This window comes from Mesorhizobium sp. B263B2A (genome assembly GCF_020165775.1).
In the GTDB taxonomy this organism is placed as follows: Bacteria; Pseudomonadota; Alphaproteobacteria; order Rhizobiales; family Rhizobiaceae; genus Mesorhizobium; species Mesorhizobium opportunistum.
This window is the reverse complement of record NZ_JAIUIU010000016.1, coordinates 134,884-159,702: the sequence shown is the minus strand read 5'-3', so window position 1 is coordinate 159,702 and position 24,819 is coordinate 134,884. Positions and strand designations below refer to the sequence as shown.

The window sequence follows — 24,819 nt, the reverse complement described above, 5'->3', positions numbered from 1 at the left end:
GCCATGGAAGAGAAGCTGCGCTTCGCCATCCGTGAAGGCGGCCGCACCGTCGGTGCCGGCATCGTCGTCACCATCAAAGAGTAATTTGGACTTAAACCGATCTGTCGCGGGCGCGGGAGTTGCCCGCGCCGCGCCAGAACAAGGAAGTGACGCATGAACGGACAGAATATCCGCATCCGCCTGAAGGCGTTTGATCACCGCGTGCTCGACGCCTCGACGAAGGAAATCGTGTCGACGGCCAAGCGTACCGGTGCAAACGTCCGCGGCCCCATTCCGCTGCCGACGCGGATCGAAAAGTTCACGGTCAACCGGTCGCCTCACGTCGACAAGAAGAGCCGCGAGCAGTTCGAGATGCGCACGCACAAGCGTCTGCTCGACATCGTCGATCCGACCCCGCAGACCGTCGATGCTTTGATGAAGCTCGATCTGGCCGCCGGCGTCGACGTCGAGATCAAGCTCTAAGGGAATGAGAGCGCGGTAAGGGGCGGTGCCCCTGGCCCGGAACTCTAAAGGAATTGAACCGATGCGTTCAGGTGTGATTGCAAAGAAGGTGGGAATGACCCGCATCTACAACGATGCCGGGGAACATGTTCCCGTCACCGTTCTCCAGATGGAGAACTGCCAGGTCGTGGCGCAGCGCACGCAGGAGAAGAATGGCTACACCGCCGTTCAGCTCGGCGTTGGCCTCGCCAAGGTGAAGAACACGTCGAAGGCGCTGCGCGGCCATTTCGCGACCGCTTCCGTCGAGCCGAAGGCTAAGGTCGCCGAGTTCCGCGTCTCCGCCGACAACATGATCGATGTTGGCGCCGAGATCACCGTCGAGCACTTCGTCGCCGGCCAGAAGGTCGATGTGACGGGCACGACGATCGGCAAGGGTTTCCAGGGCGTCATCAAGCGCCACCACATGGGTGGTGGCCGCGCGACGCACGGTAACTCGGTTTCGCACCGTACGCACGGTTCGACCGGCCAGCGTCAGGACCCGGGCAAAGTGTTCAAGGGCAAGCATATGGCTGGCCACATGGGCGACACCCGCGTCACCACGCAGAATGTCGAGATCGTCTCGACCGACGCCGATCGCGGCCTGATCCTGATCCGCGGTGCGGTTCCCGGATCGAAGGGCGCATGGATCCTGGTCCGCGACGCGGCCAAGGTGGCGCTGCCGGCCAATGCGCCGAAGCCCGCCGCGATCCGTGCCGTTGCTAAGAACGAGGCTCCGGCCACAGAGGGAGCGGAATAATGGATCTCAAGATCACAACGCTGGGCGGCAAGGACGCCGGCAAGGTGAAACTCTCCGAGGAGATTTTCGGCCTTGATCCCCGCGAGGACATCCTGCAGCGCGTCGTGCGCTGGCAGCTTGCCAAGAAGCAGCAGGGCACGCACAAGGCCAAGGGCCGCGCCGAAATCGCGCGCACCGGCGCCAAGATGTACAAGCAGAAGGGCACGGGCCGCGCCCGTCACCACTCCGCACGCGCTCCGCAGTTCCGCGGCGGTGGCAAGGCCCATGGCCCGGTCGTCCGCAGCCACGAGCACGACCTGCCGAAAAAGGTCCGCGCGCTCGGCCTCAAGCATGCTCTCTCGGCCAAGGCCAAGAGCGCGTCGATCATCATCATCGACGAGCTGAAGCTGACAGAGGCCAAGACGAAGGCGCTGATCGCGAATTTCGCGACGCTGGGCCTGAGCAACGCCCTGGTGATTGGTGGCGCCGAGCTTGACCAGAACTTCAAGCTGGCCGCGACCAACATTCCGAACATCGACGTGCTGCCTATCCAGGGCATCAACGTCTACGACATTCTGCGCCGCGGCACGCTGGTCCTTTCGAAGGCCGCCGTCGAGGCTCTCGAGGAGCGCTTTAAATGACCGACCTTCGTCACTACGACGTGATCGTCAGCCCGGCGATCACCGAAAAGTCGACCATGGCTTCCGAGCAGAACCAGGTCGTCTTCAACGTCGCCAAGAAGGCGTCGAAGCCGGAAATCAAGGCCGCCGTCGAAGCGCTGTTCGGCGTCAAGGTGATGGCCGTGAACACGCTTGTCCGTAAGGGCAAGATCAAGCGCTTCCGCGGCACGATCGGCCGCCAGAGCGACGTCAAGAAGGCGATTGTGACGCTGGCCGACGGCCAGTCGATCGACGTCGCGACGGGTCTCTGAGCAAGGCCGCGAGGACAACAACAATGGCACTGAAAAAATTCAACCCGGTAACGCCGAGCACCCGCCAGTTGGTCATCGTCGACCGCTCGGGCCTCTACAAGGGCAAGCCCGTCAAGGGTCTGACCGAGGGCCTGACCAAGTCGGGCGGCCGCAACAATCACGGCCGCATCACCGCCCGCTTCATCGGCGGTGGTCACAAGCGTTCGTACCGCATCATCGACTTCAAGCGCCGCAAGTTCGACGTCGTCGGCACGGTCGAGCGCATTGAATACGATCCGAACCGCACCGCCTTCATCGCGTTGATCAAGTACGACGATGGCGAGCTGTCCTACATCATCGCCCCGCAGCGCCTTGCCGCAGGCGACAAGATCGTGGCTGGCGAAGCGGTGGACGTGAAGCCGGGCAATGCGATGCCGCTGGCCTCGATGCCGGTCGGCACGATCGTCCACAACATCGAGCTGAAGCCGGGCAAGGGCGCCCAGGTCGCCCGTTCGGCTGGCGGTTACGCCCAGCTCGTCGGCCGCGACCAGGGCATGGCGATCCTGCGCCTCAATTCGGGCGAGCAGCGTGTCGTCCACGGCTCCTGCATGGCCACAGTCGGTGCCGTGTCCAACCCGGACCACGGCAACATCAACGACGGCAAGGCCGGCCGCACGGTTTGGCGCGGCAAGCGTCCGCACAATCGCGGCGTGACCATGAACCCGGTCGACCACCCGCATGGCGGTGGTGAAGGCCGCACCTCCGGTGGCCGTCATCCGGTCAGCCCGTGGGGCAAGCCGACCAAGGGCAAGAAGACGCGGTCCAACAAGGCGACCGACAAGTTCATCCTGCGCTCGCGCCATCAGCGCAAGAGCTAAGAAGAGGTAACGCCAAGTGACTCGTTCTATTTGGAAAGGCCCCTTCATCGACGGCTACCTTCTCAAGAAGGTGGACAAGGTTCGTGAAGGTGGTCGCAATGAGGTGATCAAGATGTGGAGCCGTCGCTCCACCATCCTGCCGCAGTTCGTCGGCTTCACCTTCGGTGTCTACAACGGCCAGAAGCATGTTCCCGTTTCGGTGAACGAGGACATGGTCGGTCATAAGTTCGGTGAATTCGCTCCGACCCGGACCTATTACGGTCACGGCGCGGATAAGAAGGCGAAGAGGAAATAATCATGGGCAAGGCCAAAGCTCCGCGCAGGCTTGCTGACAACGAAGCGCGCGCCGTGTTGCGCACGATCCGTATCAGCCCGCAGAAGCTGAACCTGGTTGCCGCGCTAATCCGCGGCAAGAAGGTCGCGACAGCGCTTTCCGATCTCGAATTCTCGGCCAAGCGGATTTCCGGCACGGTCAAGAAGACGCTGGAATCGGCGATTGCCAACGCGGAAAACAACCACGACCTGGACGTCGATGCGCTGATCGTGGCGGAAGCCTATGTCGGCAAGTCGATCGTCATGAAGCGGTTCCACGCTCGTGGCCGTGGTCGCGCCAGCCGTATCGAGAAGCCGTTCTCGCACCTCACGATCGTCGTTCGTGAAGTCGAAGAAAAAGGGGAGGCCGCATAATGGGCCAGAAAGTCAATCCGATCGGTCTTCGCCTCGGCATTAACCGCACCTGGGATTCGCGCTGGTTCGCGAACACCGGCGAGTACGGCAAGCTGCTGCATGAGGACATCAAGATCCGCAAGTATCTTGAGAAGGAACTCAAGCAGGCCGCGATCTCCAAGGTCGTGATCGAGCGCCCGCACAAGAAGTGCCGCGTCACCATCCATGCCGCGCGCCCGGGTCTGATCATCGGCAAGAAGGGCGCCGACATCGAGAAGCTTCGCAAGAAGCTGATGGAGATGACGAAGTCCGAGACGCACCTCAACATCGTCGAAGTGCGCAAGCCGGAAATCGATGCGACCCTGGTCGCCCAGTCGATCGCCCAGCAGCTCGAACGCCGCATCGCGTTCCGCCGCGCCATGAAGCGCGCCGTGCAGTCGGCGATGCGCCTCGGTGCCGAGGGCATCCGCATCAACTGCGCCGGCCGTCTCGGCGGCGCCGAGATCGCGCGCATGGAATGGTATCGCGAAGGCCGCGTGCCGCTGCATACGCTGCGCGCCGATGTCGACTACGGCACGGCCGAGGCGAACACCGCGTACGGTATCTGCGGCGTCAAGGTCTGGGTATTCAAGGGCGAGATCCTCGAGCACGATCCGATGGCTTCGGAGCGTCGCGCGACCGAGGGTGATGCTGCGCATGGCGGTGGTGGTGATCGCGAACGCGGTCGTCGTCGCGAAAACGCCTGAGACATTTAGGAATTTGGAGTTAGAACGATGCTGCAGCCAAAGCGCACAAAGTTCCGCAAGCAGTTCAAGGGCCGTATCCATGGTACCGCAAAGGGCGGCACCAACCTGGATTTCGGTGGTTTCGGGCTGAAGGCGCTTGAGCCGAACCGCGTCACCGCGCGTGAGATCGAGGCGGCCCGCCGTGCGATCACTCGCGAAATGAAGCGCGCTGGCCGCGTCTGGATCCGTATTTTCCCGGACGTGCCGGTCACCTCGAAGCCGACCGAAGTCCGCATGGGCAAGGGCAAGGGCGCGGTCGACTACTGGGCGGCGCGCGTCAAGCCGGGCCGCATCATGTTCGAGATCGACGGCGTCAATGAAGAAACCGCCCGTGAGGCGCTGCGTCTCGGCGCGGCCAAGCTCTCGGTCAGGACGCGCTTCGTACAGCGCATCGCAGAATAAGGACGGGCTGATCATGAAAGCCGAAGACATCCGGACCAAGACCCAGGACCAGCTGACCGACGACCTGGCCAGCCTGAAGAAGGAGCAGTTCAACCTGCGCTTCCAGAAGGCCACCGGCCAGCTCGAGAAGACCGCGCGCGTGAGACAGGTCCGTAAGGATATTGCGCGTATCAAGACCATCGCTGCGGAAAAGTCCGCGGCTAAGAAGGCTTAAGGACGAAAACCATGCCAAAGCGCATTCTGCAGGGCACCGTCGTCAGCGACAAGAACGAGAAGACGGTTGTCGTCAAGGTCGAACGGCGCTTCACGCATCCCGTGATGAAGAAGACCGTGCGCATGACCAAGAAGTACAAGGCGCACGACGAGAACAACGCCCACAAGGTTGGCGATCAGGTGTTCATCCAGGAATCGAAGCCGATTTCCAAGGATAAGCGCTGGATCGTCGTATCCTCGGACCAGGCGTAAACAAACGAATTTTGGACAGACCGGGGAGGGGTGAAGAACCCGTCCCGTTAGAAAAGAAGAAGGCGGCCAGTCATGATTCAGATGCAAACAAACCTCGACGTGGCGGATAATTCCGGCGCGCGTCGTGTCATGTGCATCAAGGTGCTGGGCGGCTCGAAGCGGAAATACGCTTCCGTGGGCGACATCATCGTGGTGTCGATCAAGGAAGCCATTCCGCGCGGCCGCGTTAAGAAGGGCGATGTGATGAAGGCGGTCGTGGTTCGCACGGCCAAGGACATCCGCCGCCCGGACGGCAGCGTGATCCGTTTCGACAAGAACGCGGCCGTTCTCGTCGACAACAAGAAAGAGCCGATCGGCACGCGTATCTTCGGACCGGTTCCGCGCGAACTCCGCGCCAAGAACCACATGAAGATCATCTCGCTCGCGCCTGAAGTGCTGTAAGGAGCCGGACCAATGCAAAAGATTAGAAAAGGCGACAAGGTCGTCGTTCTGGCCGGCAAGGACAAGGGCCGTTCGGGCGAAGTCCTCTCGGTTCAGCCGAAGGATGACACCGCGCTGGTGCGCGGCGTCAACATGATCCGTCGTCACCAGAAGCAGTCCCAGTCCCAAGAGGGCGGGATCATCACCAAGGAAGCGCCGATCCAGCTGTCGAACATCGCGCTGGCCGACCCCAAGGATGGCAAGCCGACCCGCGTCGGTTTCATCTTCCAGAAGGACGGCAAGAAGGTGCGCGTCGCCAAGCGCTCGGGAGAAGTCATCAATGGCTAAGGCTCAAAGCAAGCAGGCGACTGCCACCAACACGCCGCGCCTCAAGCAGGTCTACAACGAGACCATCCGCAAGGCGCTGCAGGAGCAGTTCGGCTACGACAACGACATGCAGGTTCCGCGCCTCGACAAGATCGTGCTGAACATGGGCGTCGGTGAAGCGACCGCCGATTCGAAGAAGCCTTCGGTTGCCGCCGAAGACCTGGCGATGATCGCCGGCCAGAAGGCCGTCGTCACCCGCGCCCGCAATTCGATCGCCGGCTTCAAGGTCCGCGAGAACATGCCGATCGGCGCCAAGGTCACGCTGCGCAAGGAACGCATGTACGAGTTCCTCGACCGCCTCGTGAACATCGCGCTGCCGCGCGTCCGAGACTTTCGCGGACTGAATCCGAAGAGCTTCGATGGCCGTGGCAACTACGCCATGGGCATCAAGGAACACATCGTGTTTCCGGAGATCAACTACGACAAGGTTGATCAGATCTGGGGCATGGACGTCATCGTTTGTACGACTGCGAAGACGGACGACGAAGCCAGGGCATTGCTCAAGGCCTTCAACTTCCCCTTCCGCCAGTAACGGCAGCGAGAAAAGGAAAAATCTGAAATGGCAAAGACCAGCTCAGTCGAGAAGAACAACAGGCGCCGCAAGCTTGCCGACCAGTACGGTCCCAAGCGGGCTGCCCTGAAGGCGATCATCATGGATCAGTCCAAGCCGATGGAAGAGCGCTTCCGCGCTCAGCTCAAGCTTGCCGCCATGCCGCGCAACTCGGCCAAGATCCGCATCCGCAACCGCTGCGAAGTCACCGGCCGTCCGCGTGCCTACTATCGCAAGCTCAAAGTATCGCGCATCGCGCTTCGTGATCTCGGCAATAACGGCCAGATCCCGGGCCTGGTCAAGTCGAGCTGGTAAGGAGGACATAACATGTCATTGAGCGATCCTCTCGGCGATATGCTGACCCGCATCCGCAACGCGTATGGCCGCAAGAAGTCGAGTGTCTCGACGCCGGCTTCGCGTCTGCGCACTCGCGTCCTCGACGTGCTGAAGGCTGAAGGCTATATCCGCGATTACAGCCAGACCGACTTCGACAACGGCAAGTCCGAAATCGAGATCGAGCTGAAGTATTTCGACGGCGCGCCGGTCGTGCGTGAAATCGCCCGCGTCTCGAAGCCGGGCCGCCGCGTTTACGTTTCGGCCAAGTCGATCCCGCACGTCGCCAACGGCCTCGGCATCGCCATCCTTTCGACACCGAAGGGCGTGATGGCCGACCACGAAGCACGCGAACAGAACGTCGGCGGTGAGATCCTCTGCCAGATCTTCTGATCTGGCAGCTGACCGCAAAGTGGAATCCGGTCTTCGGATCGTTTCCGAAGACAGAGACCTGAAACAAGAGAAGTGACGAGGACAACAAAATGTCTCGTATTGGAAAGAAACCCGTTTCGCTGCCGCAGGGCGTGACCGCGACCGTCAACGGCCAGACCGTGACGGCGAAGGGCCCCAAGGGCGAGCTGAAGTTCGTGGTGAACGACGAAGTCCTGGTCAAGATGGAAGGCAGCGAGATCGCTGTCCAGCCGCGCGACCAGACCAAGACGGCCCGCTCCAAGTGGGGCATGTCGCGCACGCAGATCGTCAACATCCTGCAGGGTGTGAAGGACGGCTTCGAGAAGAAGCTCGAGATCACCGGCGTCGGCTATCGTGCCGCACTTCAGGGCAAGAACCTGCAGCTGGCACTTGGCTTCAGCCATGACGTCGTCTACGAGACGCCGGCTGGCATCACCATCACGGTGCCGAAGCCGACGGAAGTCACCGTGGCCGGCATCGACAAGCAGCAGGTCGGCCAGGTGGCCGCCGAGATCCGCGAATACCGCGGCCCCGAGCCCTACAAGGGCAAGGGCGTCCGCTACGCTGGCGAGAAGATCGTCCGCAAGGAAGGCAAGAAGAAGTAGTGGGCTTGGCCCCGAAAGGTTGAAGACTTTTCGGAAAGGGCCAAGCTGAAGAAGTGCAACGCCGCGGGGAGCGGTCGCGGGAGGCGCTTTCGCCTACCGCACATGGCGGCCCCCGTTTTTTGAAGGCAAGGAAGACCATCATGGGTACCAAGGAATCCACGCAGCGCCGTGCGCAGCGCGTTCGCCGCCAGATCAGGAAGGTCGCCGGCGAGCGTCCGCGTCTGTCGGTTCACCGCACCTCGAAGAACATCTATGTCCAGGTGATCGACGACGCCAAGGGCCACACCATCGCTGCCGCCTCGACGCTCGAGAAGGATCTCAAGGGTTCGCTCAAGACCGGCGCCGACACCGCCGCCGCCGCCGCGATCGGCAAGCTGATCGCCGAGCGCGCCACCAAGGCCGGCGTCAAGGAAGTCGTCTTCGACCGTGGCCCGTACATCTATCATGGCCGCGTCAAGGCGCTGGCTGAAGCTGCCCGCGAAGGCGGCTTGAGCTTCTGATCTTTCACCGTCGGCGACCCAAAGCGGCGCCGGCAATCAGCAACCCGTGCTTCCGGAAAAGAACAAGGAACAGGATATGGCACAGGAACGTAGGGATGGCGGCCGCGGCCGCGATCGTGAAGAACGCGATGACGGCATGGTGGACAAGCTGGTCCACATCAACCGCGTCGCCAAGGTCGTCAAGGGCGGCCGTCGCTTCGGCTTCGCCGCACTCGTCGTCGTCGGCGACCAGAAGGGCCGCGTCGGCTTCGGTCACGGCAAGGCACGCGAAGTGCCGGAAGCGATCCGCAAGGCAACCGAATCGGCAAAGCGCGACATGATCTTCGTGCCGCTGCGCTCGGGCCGCACGCTGCACCACGACGTCGAGGGACGTTGGGGCGCTGGACGCGTTCTGCTGCGCGCTGCCAAGCAGGGTACCGGCATCATCGCCGGCGGCCCGATGCGCGCCGTCTTCGAGACGCTCGGCATGCATGACGTGGTCGCCAAGTCGATGGGTTCGTCGAACCCCTACAACATGGTTCGCGCCACCTTCGACGCGCTGAAGAGCCAGATGCATCCCAAGGATGTGGCTGCCGCGCGCGGCATCAAGTATTCGACCCTTCAGGCCCGCCGCGGCACCGCCGTTGCGGCTGAAGAATAGTCGATCTGACCAGGGATTTTTGACCATGGCCAAGAAAGCAACCAAGACCATCACCGTTGAGCAGATCGGTTCGCCGATCCGCCGCCCGAAGGAACAGCGCGCGACGCTGGTCGGCCTCGGCCTCAACAAGATGCACAAGCAGCGCACCCTGGAAGATACGCCTTCCGTGCGCGGCATGATCGCTGCCGTTCAGCATCTCGTCCGCGTCGTGGACGAGGGCTGAACCAAAGCGCAGGAGAACCCAGATGAAACTCAACGATCTGCGTGACAAGGACGGCGCGACGCACTCCAAGAAGCGTCTCGGCCGTGGCATCGGTTCCGGCTCGGGCAAGACCGCCGGTCGCGGCGTCAAGGGCCAGAAGGCGCGCTCCGGCGTCGCCGTCAACGGCTTCGAGGGTGGCCAGATGCCGCTTTACCGGCGCCTGCCGAAGCGTGGCTTCAACAACATCTTCGCCAAGAGCTTCAACGTCGTCTCGCTGGCCCGCATCCAGGTGGCCATCGACGCCAAGAAGCTCGATGCCAAGGCAGCCGTGACGGCTGAATCGCTGGTTGCCGCCGGCGTCATTCGTCGCGTCAAGGACGGTGTGCGCATCCTTTCGGACGGCGAGATCAAGGCGAAGCTCGCCTTCGACGTCGCCGGTGCCTCCAAGGCCGCGATCGAGAAGATCGAAAAGGCCGGCGGCTCGGTCAAGCTGCCGGAAAAGGCAGCCGCGGAGTAACGGCAATTTGAAGCGCGACCGGTAAGAATGGGATCCCGTTTTTGCCCACGGTCGCGCTTTGATCTGCTCAATTAAGCGGCCGCGTCAACGCGCCCGCTTGCATGTTTAGAGCCCGGAGCTTATCTCGTGAGCTTCGGTGAAACGCACCGCCTGACCTCACGGGCCATCAAGCGTTACCAAGCGGAGAATCAGGCATGGCTTCGGCTGCTGAACAATTAGCCTCGAATCTGAATTTCTCGGCCTTCGCCAAGGCGGAGGACCTGAAGAAACGCATCTGGTTCACCATCGGCGCGCTGCTCGTCTATCGCCTCGGCACCTACATTCCGCTTCCCGGCATCAATCCCGACGCCTTCGCCCAGGCCTTCTCCTCGCAGAGCAAGGGTGTGCTCGGCATGTTCAACATGTTCGCCGGCGGCGCCGTGCAGCGCATGGCGATCTTCGCGCTCGGCATCATGCCTTACATCTCCGCCTCCATCATCATGCAGCTGATGACCTCGGTCGTCCCGTCGCTGGAAGCGCTGAAGAAGGAAGGCGAGCAGGGCCGCAAGGTCATCAACCAGTACACGCGCTACGGCACCGTGCTGCTCGCGCTGGTTCAGGCCTATGGCATTTCGGTGGGGCTGGAGAACGGCAACGGCATCGTCAGCGATCCCGGCATGTTCTTCCGCATCTCGACCGTCGTCACTCTGGTCGGCGGCACCATGTTCCTGATGTGGCTCGGTGAGCAGATCACCGCGCGCGGCATCGGCAACGGCATTTCGCTGATCATCTTCTCGGGCATCGTCGCCGGCCTGCCGCACGCCATCTCCGGCACGCTGGAACTCGGCCGCACCGGCGCACTGTCGACCGGCCTGATCCTGGCGATCATCGTGCTGGCCATCGTCGTCATCGCGCTGATCGTGTTCTTCGAGCGCGCCCAGCGGCGCCTGCTGATCCAGTATCCGAAGCGCCAGGTCGGCAATCGCATGTTCCAGGGCGATACCTCGCATCTGCCGCTCAAGCTGAACACGTCGGGCGTCATCCCGCCGATCTTCGCCTCGTCGCTGCTGTTGCTGCCGGCCACCATCGCCGGCTTCTCGCAGACGACCAACATGCCGGCCTGGGCCAGCACCATCCTGGCCTCGCTCGGCCATGGCCAGCCGCTCTACATGGCGTTCTACGCGGCGATGATTGTGTTCTTCGCCTTCTTCTACACAGCGATTGTCTTCAACCCGAAGGACACCGCCGACCAGCTCAAGAAGCATTCGGGCTTCATCCCGGGCTATCGTCCGGGCGAGCGCACCGCCGATTACATCGATTACGTTCTCACCCGCATCACCGTCGTCGGCGCCATCTATCTGGTGCTGGTGTGCCTGCTGCCGGAGTTCCTGATCTCGGCGACTGGCGTACCATTCTACCTTGGTGGCACATCGCTTCTGATCGTGGTCAGTGTCACGCTCGATACGGTTGCGCAGATTCAGGGCCACCTGATCGCGCACCAGTATGAAGGCCTGATCAAGAAGTCGAAGCTGCGCGGGGGGAAGAAAGCCAGATGAGGTTGATTTTGCTTGGGCCGCCAGGAGCGGGCAAGGGGACACAAGCACAAAGACTGGTAGAGAAACACGGCATACCCCAGCTGTCGACGGGCGACATGCTGCGTGCCGCCGTTCAAGCCGGCACCGAAGTCGGCAAGCGTGCCAAGGCGGTGATGGATGCGGGTGAACTGGTGTCCGATGCCATCGTCAACGCCATCGTTGCCGAGCGGATCGACCAGGCTGACTGCGCCAAGGGCTTCATCCTCGACGGCTACCCGCGCACGCTGGTGCAGGCCGATGCGGTCGAGCAGATGCTTGCCGAGCGTAGCATCGGCCTCGACACGGTCATCGAACTGGTCGTCGACGACAGGGCCCTGGTCGGCCGCATCGTCAAGCGCGCCGAGGATGCCAAGGCAGCCGGCCAGCCGGTGCGCAAGGACGACAATCCCGCGGTGTTCGAAGAGCGCCTGCGCGAGTACTACAAGAAGACCGCTCCGCTGACCGGTTACTATTACGCCAAGGGCAGGCTCAAGACTGTCGACGGCATGGCCAGCATCGACGCGGTGACCGCCGAGATCGAGGCCGTGCTCGCGGCGGCCGCTCAAGGGGCGGAGTCGGTAAATTAACGATTGCGCTTGACGGGAGCGGTTCGCTGCGGTATGGCGGCCCGTCTTCCTATCAGGCATGGGCTTTGCTTGTCCGCAAGGGCAAGGCAGTCGCTTTGAACTGGAAACTCCCGCATGGGCCGGCCTCCACCGGACGCGGGGCAACTTTGACAGCGCCGGATCTGCCTTTTTGAGGGTTGGCCGGCCCACATGGAGAAGAGAAGAACATGGCTCGTATAGCCGGCGTCAACATTCCGACCAACAAGCGCGTCGTCATCGCGCTTCAGTACATTCACGGCATTGGCAAGAAGTTCGCCCAGGAGATCGTCGACAAGGTCGGCATCCCGGCGGAGCGCCGCGTCAACCAGCTGACCGACGCGGAAGTGCTGCAGATCCGTGAGACCATCGACCGCGACTACCAGGTCGAAGGCGACCTGCGCCGCGAAGTGTCGATGAACATCAAGCGGCTCATGGACCTCGGCTGCTACCGCGGCCTGCGTCACCGCCGCTCGCTGCCGGTTCGCGGCCAGCGCACCCACACCAATGCACGCACCCGCAAGGGCCCGGCCAAGTCGATCGCCGGCAAGAAGAAGTAAGTGAGCGAATAGCGAGTAGCCATTAGCGAGTAGGGGATCCCTATTCGCTAATCACTACTCACTACTCGCTTTCAAAGGTGGAGCCGCTGGCATTACGGCGGTGTAGAGATCAACTGAAAGGACTATCATGGCCAAGGAAGCCGCTCGTGTTCGCCGTCGCGAACGCAAGAATATCTCGTCGGGCGTTGCCCACGTCAATTCGACCTTCAACAACACGATGATCACCATCACCGACGCGCAGGGCAATTCGATCGCCTGGTCGTCGGCCGGTGCCCAAGGCTTCAAGGGGTCGCGCAAGTCGACCCCGTTCGCCGCCCAGATGGCAGCCGAGGACGTTGCCAAGAAGGCCCAGGAACACGGCATGCGCATGCTCGAAGTCGAGGTCTGCGGACCTGGCTCGGGCCGTGAATCGGCACTGCGCGCCCTGCAGGCGGCCGGCTTCACCATCACCTCGATCCGTGATGTGACGCCGATCCCGCACAATGGCTGCCGCCCGCGCAAGAAGCGCCGCGTCTAACATTATTGAACGCCGTGCGAACGCCGAAAGGCGTTCCTCCACGGTATTCCAGGTCGCCCGCCACGATTGGATGGTGGCGGGTCAACGGAAGGAAAGCATCATGATCCAGAAAAATTGGCAGGAACTGATCAAGCCGAACAAGATCGAGTTCTCGTCGAAGAAGAAGACGCTGACCACGCTGGTTGCCGAGCCGCTCGAGCGCGGCTTTGGCCTCACGCTCGGCAACGCGCTGCGCCGCGTGCTTCTGTCTTCGCTGCGCGGTGCGGCCGTCACCGCCGTGCAGATCGACGGTGTCCTGCATGAATTCTCGTCCATCGCCGGCGTGCGCGAGGACGTGACCGATATCGTTCTGAACATCAAGGAAATCGCCATCCGCATGGAAGGCGATGGACCCAAGCGCATGGTCGTGCGCAAGCAGGGACCGGGCGCGGTTCTGGCCGGCGACATCCAGACGGTTGGCGACGTCGAGATCCTCAACCCCGACCACGTCATCTGCACGCTGGACGAAGGCGCTGAAATCCGCATGGAATTCACCGTCGACACCGGCAAGGGTTACGTGCCGGCAGAGCGCAACCGCGCCGAGGATGCGCCGATCGGCCTGATCCCGGTCGACAGCCTGTATTCGCCGGTCAAGAAGGTCTCCTACAAGGTCGAGAACACCCGCGAGGGCCAGGTTCTCGATTACGACAAGCTGACCATGACCATCGAGACCGACGGTTCGATCTCGGGCGAGGATGCGGTGGCGTTCGCCGCTCGCATCCTGCAGGACCAGCTCGGCCTGTTCGTCAACTTCGACGAGCCGCAGAAGGAAGTCGCGGCGGAAGCCGTCACCGAGCTCGCCTTCAACCCGGCGCTGCTCAAGAAGGTCGACGAACTCGAGCTTTCGGTGCGTTCGGCCAACTGCCTGAAGAACGACAACATCGTCTACATTGGCGATCTCATCCAGAAGACCGAAGCCGAGATGCTGCGCACCCCGAACTTCGGCCGCAAGTCGCTGAACGAGATCAAGGAAGTGCTGGCGGCGATGGGCCTGCATCTCGGCATGGAAGTGCCGGACTGGCCGCCGGAAAACATCGAAGACCTCGCCAAGCGTTACGAAGATCAATATTGAGCATGAATTCCAAGGATCGGCGGCCTTGGCCGCTCGATCCGACGGTCATGCGGAAAACCATCAGAGGCCGTGTCCTCTTGAACAACTGAAGAAGGAAGTGAGCCATGCGCCACGGTTTCAAAGGCCGTCGCTTCGCCCGAAGCATTAGCCATCGCAAGTCGATGTTCGCCAACCTCGCCGTGTCGCTGCTCGAGCACGAGCAGATCGTCACCACCTTGCCGAAGGCGAAGGACCTGCGTCCGATCGTCGAGAAGCTGGTGACGCTCGGCAAGCGCGGCGACCTGCACGCCCGCCGCCAGGTGATCGCGCAGATCGGCAATGAAGGCGTCGTCAAGCGCCTGTTCGACACGATCGCCCCGCGCTACGCCAACCGTAACGGCGGCTATTTGCGCATCATGAAGGCGGGCTTCCGTCACGGCGACAATGCCGCGATGGCCGTCATCGAGTTCGTCGATCGCGACACCTCGGCCAAGGGCGCCGGCGACCGCGCCCGCCTCGAAGCCGAAGGCACCGAAGCGGACGCCGCGGCCGCATAAGGTCACGTCTTTCCAGAATGAATTGAAGGGGCCTGCGGGCCCCTTTTTCATGTTCTGCGCGGTTCAAAGCGTGCCCATAAAGATCTGCTTGCGCGAAAATAATCGGATTTCAGCGGCTTAGCCTTTCATTTTGCACAATCGTCGGGACAATGCGCCCGAACTTGCCTTGGAGGATTCGCGAATGCGCGCCAAAAGACTGTCCCTTGTCCTGCTCTGCGCCTTCATGGTGTTCGCAGCCGCACCGGCAGTTCGGCAGGCGTTGGCCGAAGACGCCGCAAAACCAGCCGATCCGGGCCTGTCGGACGTGCTGACCGATCTGTTGCATGGTGTCGAGGGCGAAAACGCTACCTCAGGACCCGACAAGCGCGTGCCGTTCGGCCGCGAAGAGGTGCAGCTGTCGTTCGCGCCGCTGGTCAAGCAGACGGCGCCCGCCGTGGTCAATGTCTATGCCTCGCAGACGGCCAAGGTCACGTCGCCTTTTGAAGGCGATCCGTTCTTCGAGGAGTTTTTCGGCCGTGCCCGGCCGCGCGCGCAGTCCTCGCTGGGTTCGGGCGTGCTTGTCGATCCGAGCGGCGTCATCGTCACCAATTTTCACGTCATCAAGGATGCCGACGAGGTCAAGGTGGCGACCGCCGACGGGCGCGAATTCACCAGCAAGGTGATGCTGAAGGACGAGACGCTCGACCTTGCCGTGCTCAAGATCGAATCCGACAAGCCATTCCCGGTGATCGCCATCGGCGATTCCGACGCGCTCGAAGTTGGCGATCTGGTGCTGGCCATCGGCAATCCCTTCGGCGTCGGCCAGACCACCACAAGCGGTATCGTCTCCGCACTTGCCCGCAGCCATATCGGCGTCTCGGACTCGGGCTACTTCATCCAGACCGACGCCGCCATCAATCCCGGCAATTCCGGCGGCGCGCTGATCAACATGGGCGGCCAGCTGGTCGGCATCAACACCGCAATTTATAGCCGCAGCGGCGGCTCGATCGGCATCGGTTTTGCCATCCCGGCCAACATGGTGCGGGCTTTCGCCGATGCCGCCAAGGCCGGCCTCGATTTCTTCGAGCGCCCCTATATCGGCGCCGAGTTCGAGGCGGTGACGCCGCAGATCGCCGAATCGCTTGCCATGGAAAAGCCGACCGGCGCCCTGGTCTCGTCCGTCGATGCGACGGGGCCGGCTGGCAAGGCGGGGCTGAAGCCAGGCGATGTCGTGCTGCAGATCAACGGCAAGCCGGTCGAGAGTATCGAGGCGCTGGATTATCGCATGGCGACGCTGTCGATCGGCACCAAGGCCAATTTCGCGATCCTGACCAAGGGCCAGCAGGCAGCGATGGACATCGCGCTGGAGCGCGCGCCGGAGGGTGCGAAAGCCACGGAAGTGACGCTGCATGGCCGCAGCCCGTTCTCGGGCGCCAAGGTCGCGGAGCTGTCGCCGCGGCTTGCCCAGAAGCTCGGCCTGCGCACCGATCTCAAGGGCGTGACGGTGATCGACATCAACCGCGACTCGCCGGCCGCCGATTTCGGTTTCATGCCGGGCGACATCGTGCGCGAGGTCAACGGCACCGCGATCGACACAGCCGCGACGCTGGCGCAGGCTGCCCAGCAGGATACGCGCTGGTGGCGCTTTACCGTCGAGCGCGGCGGGCAGATACTGCGCCAGGTGTTGCGTTACTGAGCTCGATCTGAAGAGATCGCGCTCCAAACCAAAAGAAGTGCATGGCCGATCTGTTCAGCGTTGACGAACCGGAAAAGACGCCGCCTGGACGGCCGCTGGCCGACAGGCTGCGGCCGAAGAATCTTGGTGAGGTCGTTGGCCAGGAACATCTGACCGGGCCAGATGGCGCGCTGACCCGGCTGATCGGCTCGGGTTCGCTCGGCTCGATGATCTTCTGGGGTCCGCCCGGCACTGGCAAGACCACAGTGGCAAGGTTGCTTGCCGGCGAGACCAGCCTTGCCTTCGAGCAGATATCGGCGGTGTTTTCCGGGGTCGCCGACCTGAAGAAGGTCTTTGAGGCCGCCAAGCTGCGCCGCGCCAATGGCCGCCAGACATTGTTGTTTGTCGACGAGATCCATCGTTTCAACCGCGCCCAGCAGGATTCCTTTCTCCCCGTCATGGAGGATGGGACAGTCGTCCTGGTCGGCGCCACCACCGAAAATCCGTCCTTCGAACTCAACGCGGCGCTGTTGTCGCGCGCGCGCGTCATGGTCTTTCATTCGCTTGGCGAGGACAGCATCGCCAAGCTGATGACGCGGGCGGAAGAGACGGAGGGCAGGGCACTGCCGCTAGACGATGAGGCGCGGACAATGCTCATCCGCATGAGCGATGGTGACGGACGCGCCTCCCTGACGCTCGCCGAGGAAGTCTGGCGCGCCGCCAAGCCTGGCGAGGTGTTCGATCCCGAAGGGCTGCAGCGCATCGTGCAGCGCCGTGCGCCGATCTACGACAAAGGCCAGGACGGCCATTACAATCTGATTTCGGCGCTGCACAAATCGGTGCGCGGCTCGGATCCCGACGCCGCGCTCTACTATCTCGCGCGCATGTTCGATGCCGGCGAGGATCCGCTCTATCTCGGCCGCCGGCTGGTGCGCATGGCGATGGAGGACATCGGCCTTGCCGATCCGCAGGCGCTGGTCGTCGCCAACGCCGCCAAGGATGCCTACGACTATCTGGGCTCGCCCGAGGGCGAACTCGCCTTTGCCGAGGCCACCGTCTATCTCGCCACGGCGCCCAAATCCAACGCCGTCTACACCGCCTTCAAAGCGGCCACGCGCGCTGCCAAGGAGCACGGCTCGCTGCTGCCGCCAAAGCACATTCTGAACGCGCCGACCAAGCTGATGAAGGAAGAGGATTACGGCGCGGGCTATCGCTACGATCATGACGAGCCGGACGCCTTTTCGGGCCAGGACTATTTTCCCGAGAAGATGGGCCGCCAGACCTTCTACGATCCGCCTGAGCGTGGTTTCGAGCGCGATATCAGGAAGCGGCTCGATTATTGGGCAAAGCTGCGCAAAGAGCGGGAATAGCCGGCTTGCGCGGCCCGGTGGTCGTCACGCTTCGAGACGAGGCTTCGCCCTGGGGTGTTTCCGCCTCTGTTGTCCTGCACACGCTGCTCGCCGCCGCGCTGGCCTTGATGCCATTGCCGAAGCCGCCGAAACGGCTGGAGGAAGAGCGGGTGTCTGTCGACATTCTGACGCCGCTGCAGTTCGAGGCTTCGACAAGGCGACCGCCCGCGCCAACGCCGGCACCGCTACCGGCGCCGGAGGAGCGAACTCCGGCGCCAACGCCGGATGCCCCTCAAACTCAACAGCCGTCTGCGCCGGCCATGATCCGGCCGACCGAGATGCTGTCGGCCAAGACGCTCGCCGATCCACGCAGCCGGCAGGCGCGCGCCGATCTCGCCACCTTCGCTTCGGATGAACGCATGGTGCAATTGTGCAATCTCGAGGCCATGGACCAGATTCGCCGCTGGCGGGCGGACTTTCAGCCCGAACGCGTCGTGCCTTACGCGACGGCGGAGGAAAAAATAACTGGAACCACGATTGCCGCGAACGGTGCGGCTTTCCGCAGCCGCAAAAACTGGTACAGTTTGAAGTTCAAATGCCAGCTCGCACGAGACGGCGAAAGCGTCATCGGCTTTGAGTTTCTGGTCGGCGATCCCGTGGCCAGGGAAAAATGGGACGAGCTTGGTTTGCCGGCGGTGCATTGACCGAAGTCCGGCGACCTCCACGAGGCAGCCGCCAGGCACGATGCCGTGACCGTTGTGTGGTGACCCAAAAGACCTTATCAAGGCGCACGGCCGGGCGGTGGTCGTTGCCATGATTTTGGCAGTTCATTCGCAACAGGATCGCGCTCCGCGCGTGGAAAAATGACAAAAACCCTTCGCAAATCCCTTCGCAAATTCGCCATTGCCGTCCCGCTTCTCGCCCTTGGCTTCTATTTCATCCCCATCCTGACGACGATCTTCATCGTCTGCGGCCTGATCGACGTGCTGCGCAACGACAGAAAGGATCTCTCGCTGTTCTCAGGTTACTTCCTCGGCAACGGCCTGTTCACCTGGCTGCTGTCGCCGTTCAACCTGCTGGTCGATCTGCTCTGCTACAGGAATCCCGGCGTGTGGAAGCTGGAGCAATTTCCCGCCGATTATCAGCGCGAGGTCAATGAGGTCCTGGACATCTTCAAGGCGCGCAAGGACGAGATCATCGCCGACATCGATGCCAATTTCGGCGCCGGCAGGCGCGGCATGTATGTCTACCAATGGTACGGCAAGCACAGGATCGACAACGTCGCCGAGTTCAATAAGGATTTCAAATACATAAAGACGATCGCCGTTTCCGTCTTCAGCAAGCGCGAATCGACCTCGTGGCACTTCGGCCCGCTGCGGCTCAGCCTGCGCATTCTCTACAATCTGATCCCGGTGAAGTCGGAGATCTTCGTCGAATGCGGCAACGTCAAGAATTACTGGTACGACAATCCGCTGTTCATTTTCGACGACACGCTGCTGCACCGCTCGGTCAACGAGTATGACGGCCGCCGCTACTGCGTGTTCATGGACATCATCAGGCCATCCCCGGTCCCCCGCCTGATAGCAGGCATGCTCGCCATCGTCTCGGTCAGCGTCGAGCGCATCAATTCGATGTTCTACAAGAACTGGAAAATGATCGGCTCGACCAAACCGAAGAAAGTCGAAACCACCTGAGCTGAAAGCTATCGACGCTGTCGGGCTCCGCCGGCAGCGTCCTGGTGGCTTGCAGGACAAGGTGTGGCAGGACGAGATGTAGTCAATTTTGACAGATCTCGTGCACAGGCTTGGCATCGCCAAGCCTTGAAACTCCGGTACCTCTTGAATCTCCGGTACCTCTTGAGCCTCCGGCACCGGGACTCCATTCGGCAATGCCGTCGCTGGGCTTGAGGCGAGCAAGGCGTCGCCGCGCTTGTTCTTTCACCGCCATTTGGGCTCTCGACAATTCATTATATGAATTGTCTCGCTAGATTCGCATTTGCCGGAACGGCTCCTGCGTTGGGAGTTGGTGCGGTTCGGGTTCCACGGCTCTGTCTTTTCCTCCCAGGCGGCCTCCAGTGACAAAGAACAAAATCTTCGGATTCTGGACGGGGGCTTATATCTGCACCCTGATACCGGGCCTTGTTCTGAGCGCCATATATGTAAGCCTTGAAGAGCCCGTCTATTATTGGGACTTCGTCGCCTACTTCAATACATTCCGGCATCAAGGGGCGCTCCTGATCGAGGGGCCTTTTCAATGGCTAAGCCAGTTGGCCACCTCCATCGCGACAGATGACTATGGTTCGGCGATTTTGGCGCCGTTGATGCCGATTTATGTAGTTTTCGGAGGTTCGCGGTATGCGTTTGTCGCTGGAATAGTCGCGGTCTATCTGGTACCGACGGTTCTCCTCATAGCCCGAATGAGCTATCTGGAGGCGACTTCCGAGACGTCTTCACCCCGAGCCTGGCTCGCCGTCTGGATTGCGGCCTTCCTCTACACTCCGTTCTGGGCGCCGACGCTTCGTGGAATGCCGGACATTGCCGGTTGTCTTGCCATTACCGTGGCGACCTATTTTCTTTGGAAGTCAAAGTTTCTTACCCGCGAACCGGTGATCAGCGGAATTTGCGTGGGTGTGTGCCTGTGGCTGGCGTTCATGCTGCGTCGCTGGTACGCCTACGCCGTCATTGGCATCGCCGTTTCCGCCGCCTTCTTTTGTTTGCTGCAGATTGCAAGGGATCGGAGCTATCCGTCCTTTGGCAAAGCGGCATTGGGCGGCCTGTGTGCGATTTTCGTTATTGCCGCGACCTCATTGAACTTTCAGCTACCGCTGATCGCCAAGATTCTAGGCACCAGCTATGGCGATCTCTACAGCGGATACAGGACGACCTTCCTCATCCAACTTGGCGAGATGGGATCCCGGCTCAGCTATGTGAACTGGCTGCTGATCTTCGTTGGCCTCTATCTCTCGATCGTGCGCCGCAATGGGTTTTCGCTGTTGTGCGCCTTTGCCTCGGTGCTCACTTTCTTGATCTTTATCCGCACCCAGGATCCGGAGCGGCATCATTCATTGCCGATGTTTCTTTGGCTGTTCCCGGCATACGCCCAGGCAATCGTTGCGATCGTTTCGATGCCGGCACTGAAATCACGATGGTCGGCGGCCGCCATCGCTTGTGCCGCCGGTTTTGCTTTTTTTGGCACTTTTTTTCCAGTCGGTCGTCAACTGCTGTCGCCGGTCGGCTTCGTTTTCGCCGAGGAAGCGACGCTCCCGCTACACCTCGACAATCTTCCCGAATACAGACGCTTGATTGCCGACCTGCTTGGCAAAATGAAAGCTGAGGATCGTTTTTCGGTGTTTGCCTCAGGCGCGGTTTTGAGCGACTCGCTGTTGTTTGGTTTGGATCCCAAGCTCACTCCGCACGTCGGATGGATTTGTCAGGTGGATAGTCGCGATCGATTCCGGCCGGAGGCTTTGAAATCCAGATATGTTGTCGTGGCTGACCGGCCTGTTATCCATCTGCAGCCGGGTGCGCAGATCTGTGTCACGCTTCCCAACCAGAATATTGTCGAGGGAACGGGTATCGGCGCTGCCTACAAACGCGTTGAAACCTACCAATTGTCCGGCGGCCTTACCGGTTACCTCTATGAGCAGGTGCGCCCGGTCAGCAAAGCCGAAGTGGATGCCCTCTACAGCGAGTTCCAGAAGAGATATCCGAACTGGACGGCGCCCGAGTGGTGAAGGCGGGGTCGACTGTCGGGTCTTGAAGGGATTGACGCCGCCGCCCCTGCAGGGGCAGTAAACGACCATGTTCAATCTGCTTCTCGTGGTCGTCGGCGGCGGCATCGGCGCCGGCATCCGTCATTTCGCCAATATGGGCGCGCTGCGCCTCGTCGGCCCCAACTATCCCTGGGGCACGATGGCGATCAACATCGTCGGCTCCTTTGCCATGGGTCTATTCATCGCCATCCTGGCGCGCCGCGGCGGATCGACCGAAGTCAGGCTGTTTGTCGCCACCGGCATCCTTGGCGGCTTCACCACCTTTTCCGCTTTCTCGCTGGATTTCGCGACATTGTGGGAGCGGGGAGCCACGCTGCCTGCGTTCGGATATGCGCTTGCCAGCGTCATTGGCGCCATTATCGCCCTGTTTCTGGGACTTTGGCTCGCAAGAAGCCTGCCTTAGTGCTATTGCCGCGCCGAGAGTAGGGCCGAGCCCTGCCGGGAAATGGATAAGCGAAGAAAACATGGCAGGCGTTGAACAGATCACGGTGGAGGCCGGCGAGGCGGGCATGCGGCTCGATCGTTGGTTCAAGACCCATTTCCCGGGCCTCGGCTTCGGCCATCTGCAGAAGCTGCTGCGCTCGGGCCAAATCCGCGTCGATGGCGGCCGCGTCAAGGCGGACAGCCGTGTCGAGCCTGGCCAGGTGGTGCGTGTCCCGCCGCTCGAGGTGGACAAGAAGGGCGAGAGCCCGCTGACCGGCCACTCGATCCGTAACCAGGGCGATGCCGACGTCCTGGCCAAAATGCTGATCCATGAGGATCCGAAGGTTTTCGTCTTCAACAAGCCTGCAGGCCTGGCGGTGCAGGGCGGTTCGGGCGTTACCCGCAATGTCGACGACATGCTGGAAGCGTGGCGCAACCAGAAGGGCGAGAAGCCGCGGCTGGTCCACCGGCTCGACCGCGACACGTCGGGCGTGCTGGTCGTTGCCCGCACGAGGCTGGCCGCGATGAAGCTCTCCGAGGCATTCCGCGCCCGCGAGACCAAGAAGACCTACTGGGCGCTGGTCAAGGGCGTGCCTCCCAAGCGCGAGGACAAGATCTCGACCTGGCTGATCAAGGAGCCGACACCCGACGGCGACCGGGTGCGCATCGCCGCGCATGGCGAAAAAGGCGCCGACCATGCCGTGTCCTACTACCGCATCATCGAGCAGGCGGCGCAGACGATGACCTGGCTGGAAATGGAGCCCTATACCGGCCGCACCCACCAGCTGCGCGTCCATGCCGCCTATATCGGCTGCCCGATCATCGGCGATCCGAAATATTTCGAGGCCGACACCAATTGGGATTTTCCCGGCGGCATCCAAAATCGCCTGCACCTGCACGCGCGGCGCATCGTCATCCCCCACCCGGACAAGGGCTTCATCGACGTCACCGCGCCGATGCCGCCGCATATGCGCCAGAGCTGGAACCTGATCGGCTTCGACGACGCCAGCGCGGAGGATTGATCGTGGTCACCGACACGCTCGATCGGCGCGACACGGTCGACATGGCCGCCGCCGCGATCATGGTCGGCCTGACTTTTTCCTGGGGACTGAACTACGTCGCCGCCAAGATCTCCTATGCCGGTTACGACCCCGTCTTCCTGTCGATCGCGCGTTCGATCATCGGCGGCTTCTGCGTCTTCCTCTGGTGCCGCTGGCGCGGCATCGCGCTGTTCACGCGCGACGGCACCTTGCTTGCCGGCATCGCGGTGGGCGTACTTTTCGGCGTCGAATTTCTTTGCCTTTACGTTGGCCTGGAACACACGACCGTTGCCCGCAACACGCTGCTGGTCAATACCATGCCGTTCTGGATGCTGATCGGCGGCCACTTCCTGCTTGGCGAACAGATCACCTTGCGCAAGTTCCTCGGCCTGCTCTTGGCCTTCGCCGGTCTTGCCGCTGTTTTTTCCGATAAGCTCGGCGGCGGCGGGGACATGCTGTTCGGCGACCTACTCAGTCTCGGCTCAGGGTTTTTCTGGGCCCTGACCAATATCCTCATCAAACGCTCGAAACTGGTCGAGGCGAGTGCTGAAAAGCTGCTGCTTTACCAACTCGCCGGCGCGGCCATCGTTGGCCTTCTGGTTCTGCCTTTGGCGGGCCCGCCGGTCCGCGATCCCACATTGCTGCCGACCCTGGCGCTGCTGTTCCAGGCGATCTACATCGTCGCCTTCACCTACGTGTTGTGGTTCTGGCTGCTGCGCCGCTATCCGGCGTCGGGTCTGTCCAGTTTCACCTTCCTGTCACCGGTGTTCGGTGTTTTGTGCGGCGCAATCATCTTGAACGAGCCGCTGACCATCCGCATCTTCCTGGCACTTGGTCTGATTGCCGCCGGCCTGATCATCGTCAACCGGCCGGCGCGCAAGCTGACACCGGTGTGAGAGAGACCTTCATGCGCGATATCCTCAACGACCTCGAAGCGGGCAAATACCTTTCCGATCCGGACCCGGTGCGCCGCGCCCAGATCCAGATGAAGACACCGCTGCCGAAGCGCTTCTACAAAACCGTCTCGGTTGCGCCGGTGGAAGACGGGTTTGCCGTCCATCTCGACGGCAGGCCGGTGCGCACACCGGGAAAGGCGCTGCTGTCGCTGCCGACCGAAGCAGCCGCGGCGCTGGTTGCCGACGAGTTCGCCGCCCAGGGCGAGACCATCAATCCAGTAACGATGCCGGTGATGCGCCTGGTCAACACCGCCATCGATGGCGTCGCCAGCGATCCGCAGGCGGTGCTGGAAGACATATTGCGCTTTGCCTCGTCCGACTTGCTTTGTTACCGCGCCGATGCGCCGCAAGGGCTGGTCGAGCGGCAGAACGAGCACTGGGACCCGGTGATCGATTGGGCACGCGGCAGCCTTGGAGCCCGCTTCAATCTTGCTGAAGGCATCATTCATGTCGAGCAGCCGCGCGAGACGATCGCCGTGCTGGGCGCGCATCTTGCTCAGCGTGCCGATCCGCTGCGGCTCGCCGCCATCCACGTCATGACATCGCTGACCGGTTCGGCGCTGCTGGCGCTGGCTGTCGATTTTGGCGAGCTCGACGTCGAGGCCGCCTGGGCCGCCGGCCATGTCGATGAGGACTGGCAGATCGAGCAATGGGGCCAGGACGCGGAGGCGGTTGCCCGCCGCTCCGCCCGCAAGCGCGATATGATGGCCGCTGTCCAGCTCCTGGAAGCGCTCAAGGCCTGAGCTTCGCACGGCTTTGCCGCACCGCACCTAATACCAAAGTCATAATCCCATCGTCGCTCTGCCGCCGGGGGGCGCTTTCTGTCATTTTTTCCGCGATGGCTGTCGTTGAGTCCGCG

General features: G+C 62.0%; 36 protein-coding genes and 1 pseudogene. All 37 read left to right on the top strand.

Going from position 1 to position 24,819, the window contains the following annotated elements; translation table 11 throughout:
- Positions 1 to 84 (top strand): annotated as a pseudogene (locus LB568_RS23435) (elongation factor Tu); the annotation flags it as partial.
- 69 nt (positions 85 to 153) lie between these two features.
- Positions 154 to 462: a 30S ribosomal protein S10 gene (gene rpsJ / locus LB568_RS23430; protein WP_010909272.1), complete on the top strand. Its 309-nt coding sequence runs from the start codon at positions 154 to 156 to the stop codon at positions 460 to 462.
- Between the two features lie 61 nt (positions 463 to 523).
- Positions 524 to 1,237 (top strand): 50S ribosomal protein L3, encoded by a 714-nt coding sequence (gene rplC / locus LB568_RS23425; protein ID WP_013895700.1) that lies wholly within the window; start codon positions 524 to 526, stop codon positions 1,235 to 1,237.
- Complete coding sequence (gene rplD / locus LB568_RS23420; RefSeq protein WP_013895699.1) at positions 1,237 to 1,857, top strand: 50S ribosomal protein L4; 621 nt, start codon at positions 1,237 to 1,239, stop codon at positions 1,855 to 1,857. Before rplC ends, rplD begins: the two co-directional genes overlap by 1 nt.
- On the top strand, positions 1,854 to 2,147 hold the full coding sequence (locus LB568_RS23415; protein WP_010909275.1) for a 50S ribosomal protein L23: 294 nt from the start codon (positions 1,854 to 1,856) through the stop codon (positions 2,145 to 2,147). The genes rplD and LB568_RS23415 overlap by 4 nt, the downstream gene beginning before the upstream one ends.
- 23 nt (positions 2,148 to 2,170) lie before the next feature.
- The gene (rplB, locus tag LB568_RS23410; protein ID WP_013895698.1) at positions 2,171 to 3,004 is read left to right on the top strand and encodes a 50S ribosomal protein L2; all 834 of its coding nucleotides are present in this window, start codon (positions 2,171 to 2,173) and stop codon (positions 3,002 to 3,004) included.
- 16 nt (positions 3,005 to 3,020) lie between these two features.
- A complete protein-coding gene (rpsS, locus tag LB568_RS23405; RefSeq protein ID WP_006205463.1) occupies positions 3,021 to 3,299 on the top strand; it encodes a 30S ribosomal protein S19 in 279 nt (92 codons plus the stop codon).
- Positions 3,300 to 3,301: 2 nt separating this feature from the next.
- Entirely contained in the window at positions 3,302 to 3,691 is a 390-nt protein-coding gene (rplV, locus tag LB568_RS23400; protein WP_006205462.1) for a 50S ribosomal protein L22, read from the top strand.
- Complete coding sequence (gene rpsC / locus LB568_RS23395; protein ID WP_013895697.1) at positions 3,691 to 4,416, top strand: 30S ribosomal protein S3; 726 nt, start codon at positions 3,691 to 3,693, stop codon at positions 4,414 to 4,416. The genes rplV and rpsC overlap by 1 nt, the downstream gene beginning before the upstream one ends.
- Positions 4,417 to 4,443: 27 nt before the next feature.
- Entirely contained in the window at positions 4,444 to 4,857 is a 414-nt protein-coding gene (gene rplP, locus LB568_RS23390; RefSeq protein WP_006205460.1) for a 50S ribosomal protein L16, read from the top strand.
- 13 nt (positions 4,858 to 4,870) lie between these two features.
- Entirely contained in the window at positions 4,871 to 5,071 is a 201-nt protein-coding gene (gene rpmC, locus LB568_RS23385; protein ID WP_006205459.1) for a 50S ribosomal protein L29, read from the top strand.
- An 11-nt stretch (positions 5,072 to 5,082) separates the two neighbouring features.
- Positions 5,083 to 5,322 carry a 30S ribosomal protein S17 gene (rpsQ, locus tag LB568_RS23380; RefSeq protein WP_010909280.1) on the top strand — a complete coding sequence of 80 codons (240 nt, stop codon included), beginning with the start codon at positions 5,083 to 5,085 and terminating at the stop codon, positions 5,320 to 5,322.
- A 72-nt stretch (positions 5,323 to 5,394) separates the two neighbouring features.
- Complete coding sequence (gene rplN, locus LB568_RS23375; RefSeq protein ID WP_006205457.1) at positions 5,395 to 5,763, top strand: 50S ribosomal protein L14; 369 nt, start codon at positions 5,395 to 5,397, stop codon at positions 5,761 to 5,763.
- Between the two features lie 12 nt (positions 5,764 to 5,775).
- Positions 5,776 to 6,090, top strand: a complete 315-nt coding sequence (gene rplX, locus LB568_RS23370) for a 50S ribosomal protein L24 (RefSeq protein WP_006205456.1) — start codon at positions 5,776 to 5,778, stop codon at positions 6,088 to 6,090.
- The gene (rplE, locus tag LB568_RS23365; RefSeq protein WP_013895696.1) at positions 6,083 to 6,661 is read left to right on the top strand and encodes a 50S ribosomal protein L5; all 579 of its coding nucleotides are present in this window, start codon (positions 6,083 to 6,085) and stop codon (positions 6,659 to 6,661) included. The genes rplX and rplE overlap by 8 nt, the downstream gene beginning before the upstream one ends.
- A gap of 27 nt (positions 6,662 to 6,688) precedes the next feature.
- Positions 6,689 to 6,994, top strand: a complete 306-nt coding sequence (gene rpsN, locus LB568_RS23360) for a 30S ribosomal protein S14 (RefSeq protein WP_013895695.1) — start codon at positions 6,689 to 6,691, stop codon at positions 6,992 to 6,994.
- 12 nt (positions 6,995 to 7,006) lie between these two features.
- Complete coding sequence (gene rpsH / locus LB568_RS23355; protein WP_006205453.1) at positions 7,007 to 7,405, top strand: 30S ribosomal protein S8; 399 nt, start codon at positions 7,007 to 7,009, stop codon at positions 7,403 to 7,405.
- An 89-nt stretch (positions 7,406 to 7,494) separates the two neighbouring features.
- Positions 7,495 to 8,028, top strand: a complete 534-nt coding sequence (gene rplF / locus LB568_RS23350) for a 50S ribosomal protein L6 (RefSeq protein WP_224731344.1) — start codon at positions 7,495 to 7,497, stop codon at positions 8,026 to 8,028.
- Positions 8,029 to 8,168: 140 nt separating this feature from the next.
- A complete protein-coding gene (rplR, locus tag LB568_RS23345) occupies positions 8,169 to 8,528 on the top strand; it encodes a 50S ribosomal protein L18 (protein ID WP_010909284.1) in 360 nt (119 codons plus the stop codon).
- A 76-nt stretch (positions 8,529 to 8,604) separates the two neighbouring features.
- On the top strand, positions 8,605 to 9,168 hold the full coding sequence (gene rpsE, locus LB568_RS23340; RefSeq protein ID WP_006333394.1) for a 30S ribosomal protein S5: 564 nt from the start codon (positions 8,605 to 8,607) through the stop codon (positions 9,166 to 9,168).
- Positions 9,169 to 9,193: 25 nt separating this feature from the next.
- On the top strand, positions 9,194 to 9,391 hold the full coding sequence (rpmD, locus tag LB568_RS23335) for a 50S ribosomal protein L30 (protein WP_006205449.1): 198 nt from the start codon (positions 9,194 to 9,196) through the stop codon (positions 9,389 to 9,391).
- Positions 9,392 to 9,413: 22 nt separating this feature from the next.
- Positions 9,414 to 9,887 carry a 50S ribosomal protein L15 gene (gene rplO / locus LB568_RS23330; protein ID WP_224731343.1) on the top strand — a complete coding sequence of 158 codons (474 nt, stop codon included), beginning with the start codon at positions 9,414 to 9,416 and terminating at the stop codon, positions 9,885 to 9,887.
- A gap of 194 nt (positions 9,888 to 10,081) precedes the next feature.
- Entirely contained in the window at positions 10,082 to 11,422 is a 1,341-nt protein-coding gene (secY, locus tag LB568_RS23325) for a preprotein translocase subunit SecY (RefSeq protein ID WP_224731342.1), read from the top strand.
- Complete coding sequence (locus LB568_RS23320; RefSeq protein WP_224731341.1) at positions 11,419 to 12,027, top strand: adenylate kinase; 609 nt, start codon at positions 11,419 to 11,421, stop codon at positions 12,025 to 12,027. The genes secY and LB568_RS23320 overlap by 4 nt, the downstream gene beginning before the upstream one ends.
- 206 nt (positions 12,028 to 12,233) lie before the next feature.
- Entirely contained in the window at positions 12,234 to 12,602 is a 369-nt protein-coding gene (rpsM, locus tag LB568_RS23315; protein WP_006205445.1) for a 30S ribosomal protein S13, read from the top strand.
- A gap of 127 nt (positions 12,603 to 12,729) precedes the next feature.
- A complete protein-coding gene (rpsK, locus tag LB568_RS23310; protein WP_006205444.1) occupies positions 12,730 to 13,119 on the top strand; it encodes a 30S ribosomal protein S11 in 390 nt (129 codons plus the stop codon).
- Positions 13,120 to 13,219: 100 nt separating this feature from the next.
- Complete coding sequence (locus LB568_RS23305) at positions 13,220 to 14,230, top strand: DNA-directed RNA polymerase subunit alpha (RefSeq protein ID WP_006205443.1); 1,011 nt, start codon at positions 13,220 to 13,222, stop codon at positions 14,228 to 14,230.
- A 104-nt stretch (positions 14,231 to 14,334) separates the two neighbouring features.
- Positions 14,335 to 14,766 carry a 50S ribosomal protein L17 gene (gene rplQ / locus LB568_RS23300; protein WP_013895690.1) on the top strand — a complete coding sequence of 144 codons (432 nt, stop codon included), beginning with the start codon at positions 14,335 to 14,337 and terminating at the stop codon, positions 14,764 to 14,766.
- Positions 14,767 to 14,947: 181 nt separating this feature from the next.
- Positions 14,948 to 16,441, top strand: a complete 1,494-nt coding sequence (locus tag LB568_RS23295; RefSeq protein WP_224731340.1) for a DegQ family serine endoprotease — start codon at positions 14,948 to 14,950, stop codon at positions 16,439 to 16,441.
- Between the two features lie 41 nt (positions 16,442 to 16,482).
- A complete protein-coding gene (locus LB568_RS23290) occupies positions 16,483 to 17,790 on the top strand; it encodes a replication-associated recombination protein A (RefSeq protein WP_023776147.1) in 1,308 nt (435 codons plus the stop codon).
- Between the two features lie 5 nt (positions 17,791 to 17,795).
- Positions 17,796 to 18,473, top strand: coding sequence for a DUF930 domain-containing protein (locus LB568_RS23285; protein WP_224731339.1), 678 nt, complete (start codon positions 17,796 to 17,798; stop codon positions 18,471 to 18,473).
- 159 nt (positions 18,474 to 18,632) lie between these two features.
- Complete coding sequence (locus LB568_RS23280) at positions 18,633 to 19,463, top strand: aspartyl/asparaginyl beta-hydroxylase domain-containing protein (RefSeq protein WP_224731338.1); 831 nt, start codon at positions 18,633 to 18,635, stop codon at positions 19,461 to 19,463.
- 380 nt (positions 19,464 to 19,843) lie between these two features.
- On the top strand, positions 19,844 to 21,502 hold the full coding sequence (locus tag LB568_RS23275; protein WP_224731337.1) for a hypothetical protein: 1,659 nt from the start codon (positions 19,844 to 19,846) through the stop codon (positions 21,500 to 21,502).
- A 67-nt stretch (positions 21,503 to 21,569) separates the two neighbouring features.
- Positions 21,570 to 21,944 (top strand): fluoride efflux transporter CrcB, encoded by a 375-nt coding sequence (gene crcB / locus LB568_RS23270; protein ID WP_224731336.1) that lies wholly within the window; start codon positions 21,570 to 21,572, stop codon positions 21,942 to 21,944.
- 61 nt (positions 21,945 to 22,005) lie between these two features.
- Positions 22,006 to 22,986, top strand: coding sequence for an RluA family pseudouridine synthase (locus LB568_RS23265; RefSeq protein WP_013895683.1), 981 nt, complete (start codon positions 22,006 to 22,008; stop codon positions 22,984 to 22,986).
- 41 nt (positions 22,987 to 23,027) lie between these two features.
- Positions 23,028 to 23,900: a DMT family transporter gene (locus tag LB568_RS23260; protein ID WP_049802473.1), complete on the top strand. Its 873-nt coding sequence runs from the start codon at positions 23,028 to 23,030 to the stop codon at positions 23,898 to 23,900.
- An 11-nt stretch (positions 23,901 to 23,911) separates the two neighbouring features.
- Complete coding sequence (locus LB568_RS23255) at positions 23,912 to 24,703, top strand: ATP12 family chaperone protein (protein ID WP_013895681.1); 792 nt, start codon at positions 23,912 to 23,914, stop codon at positions 24,701 to 24,703.
- The last annotated feature ends 116 nt before the right edge of the window (positions 24,704 to 24,819 follow it).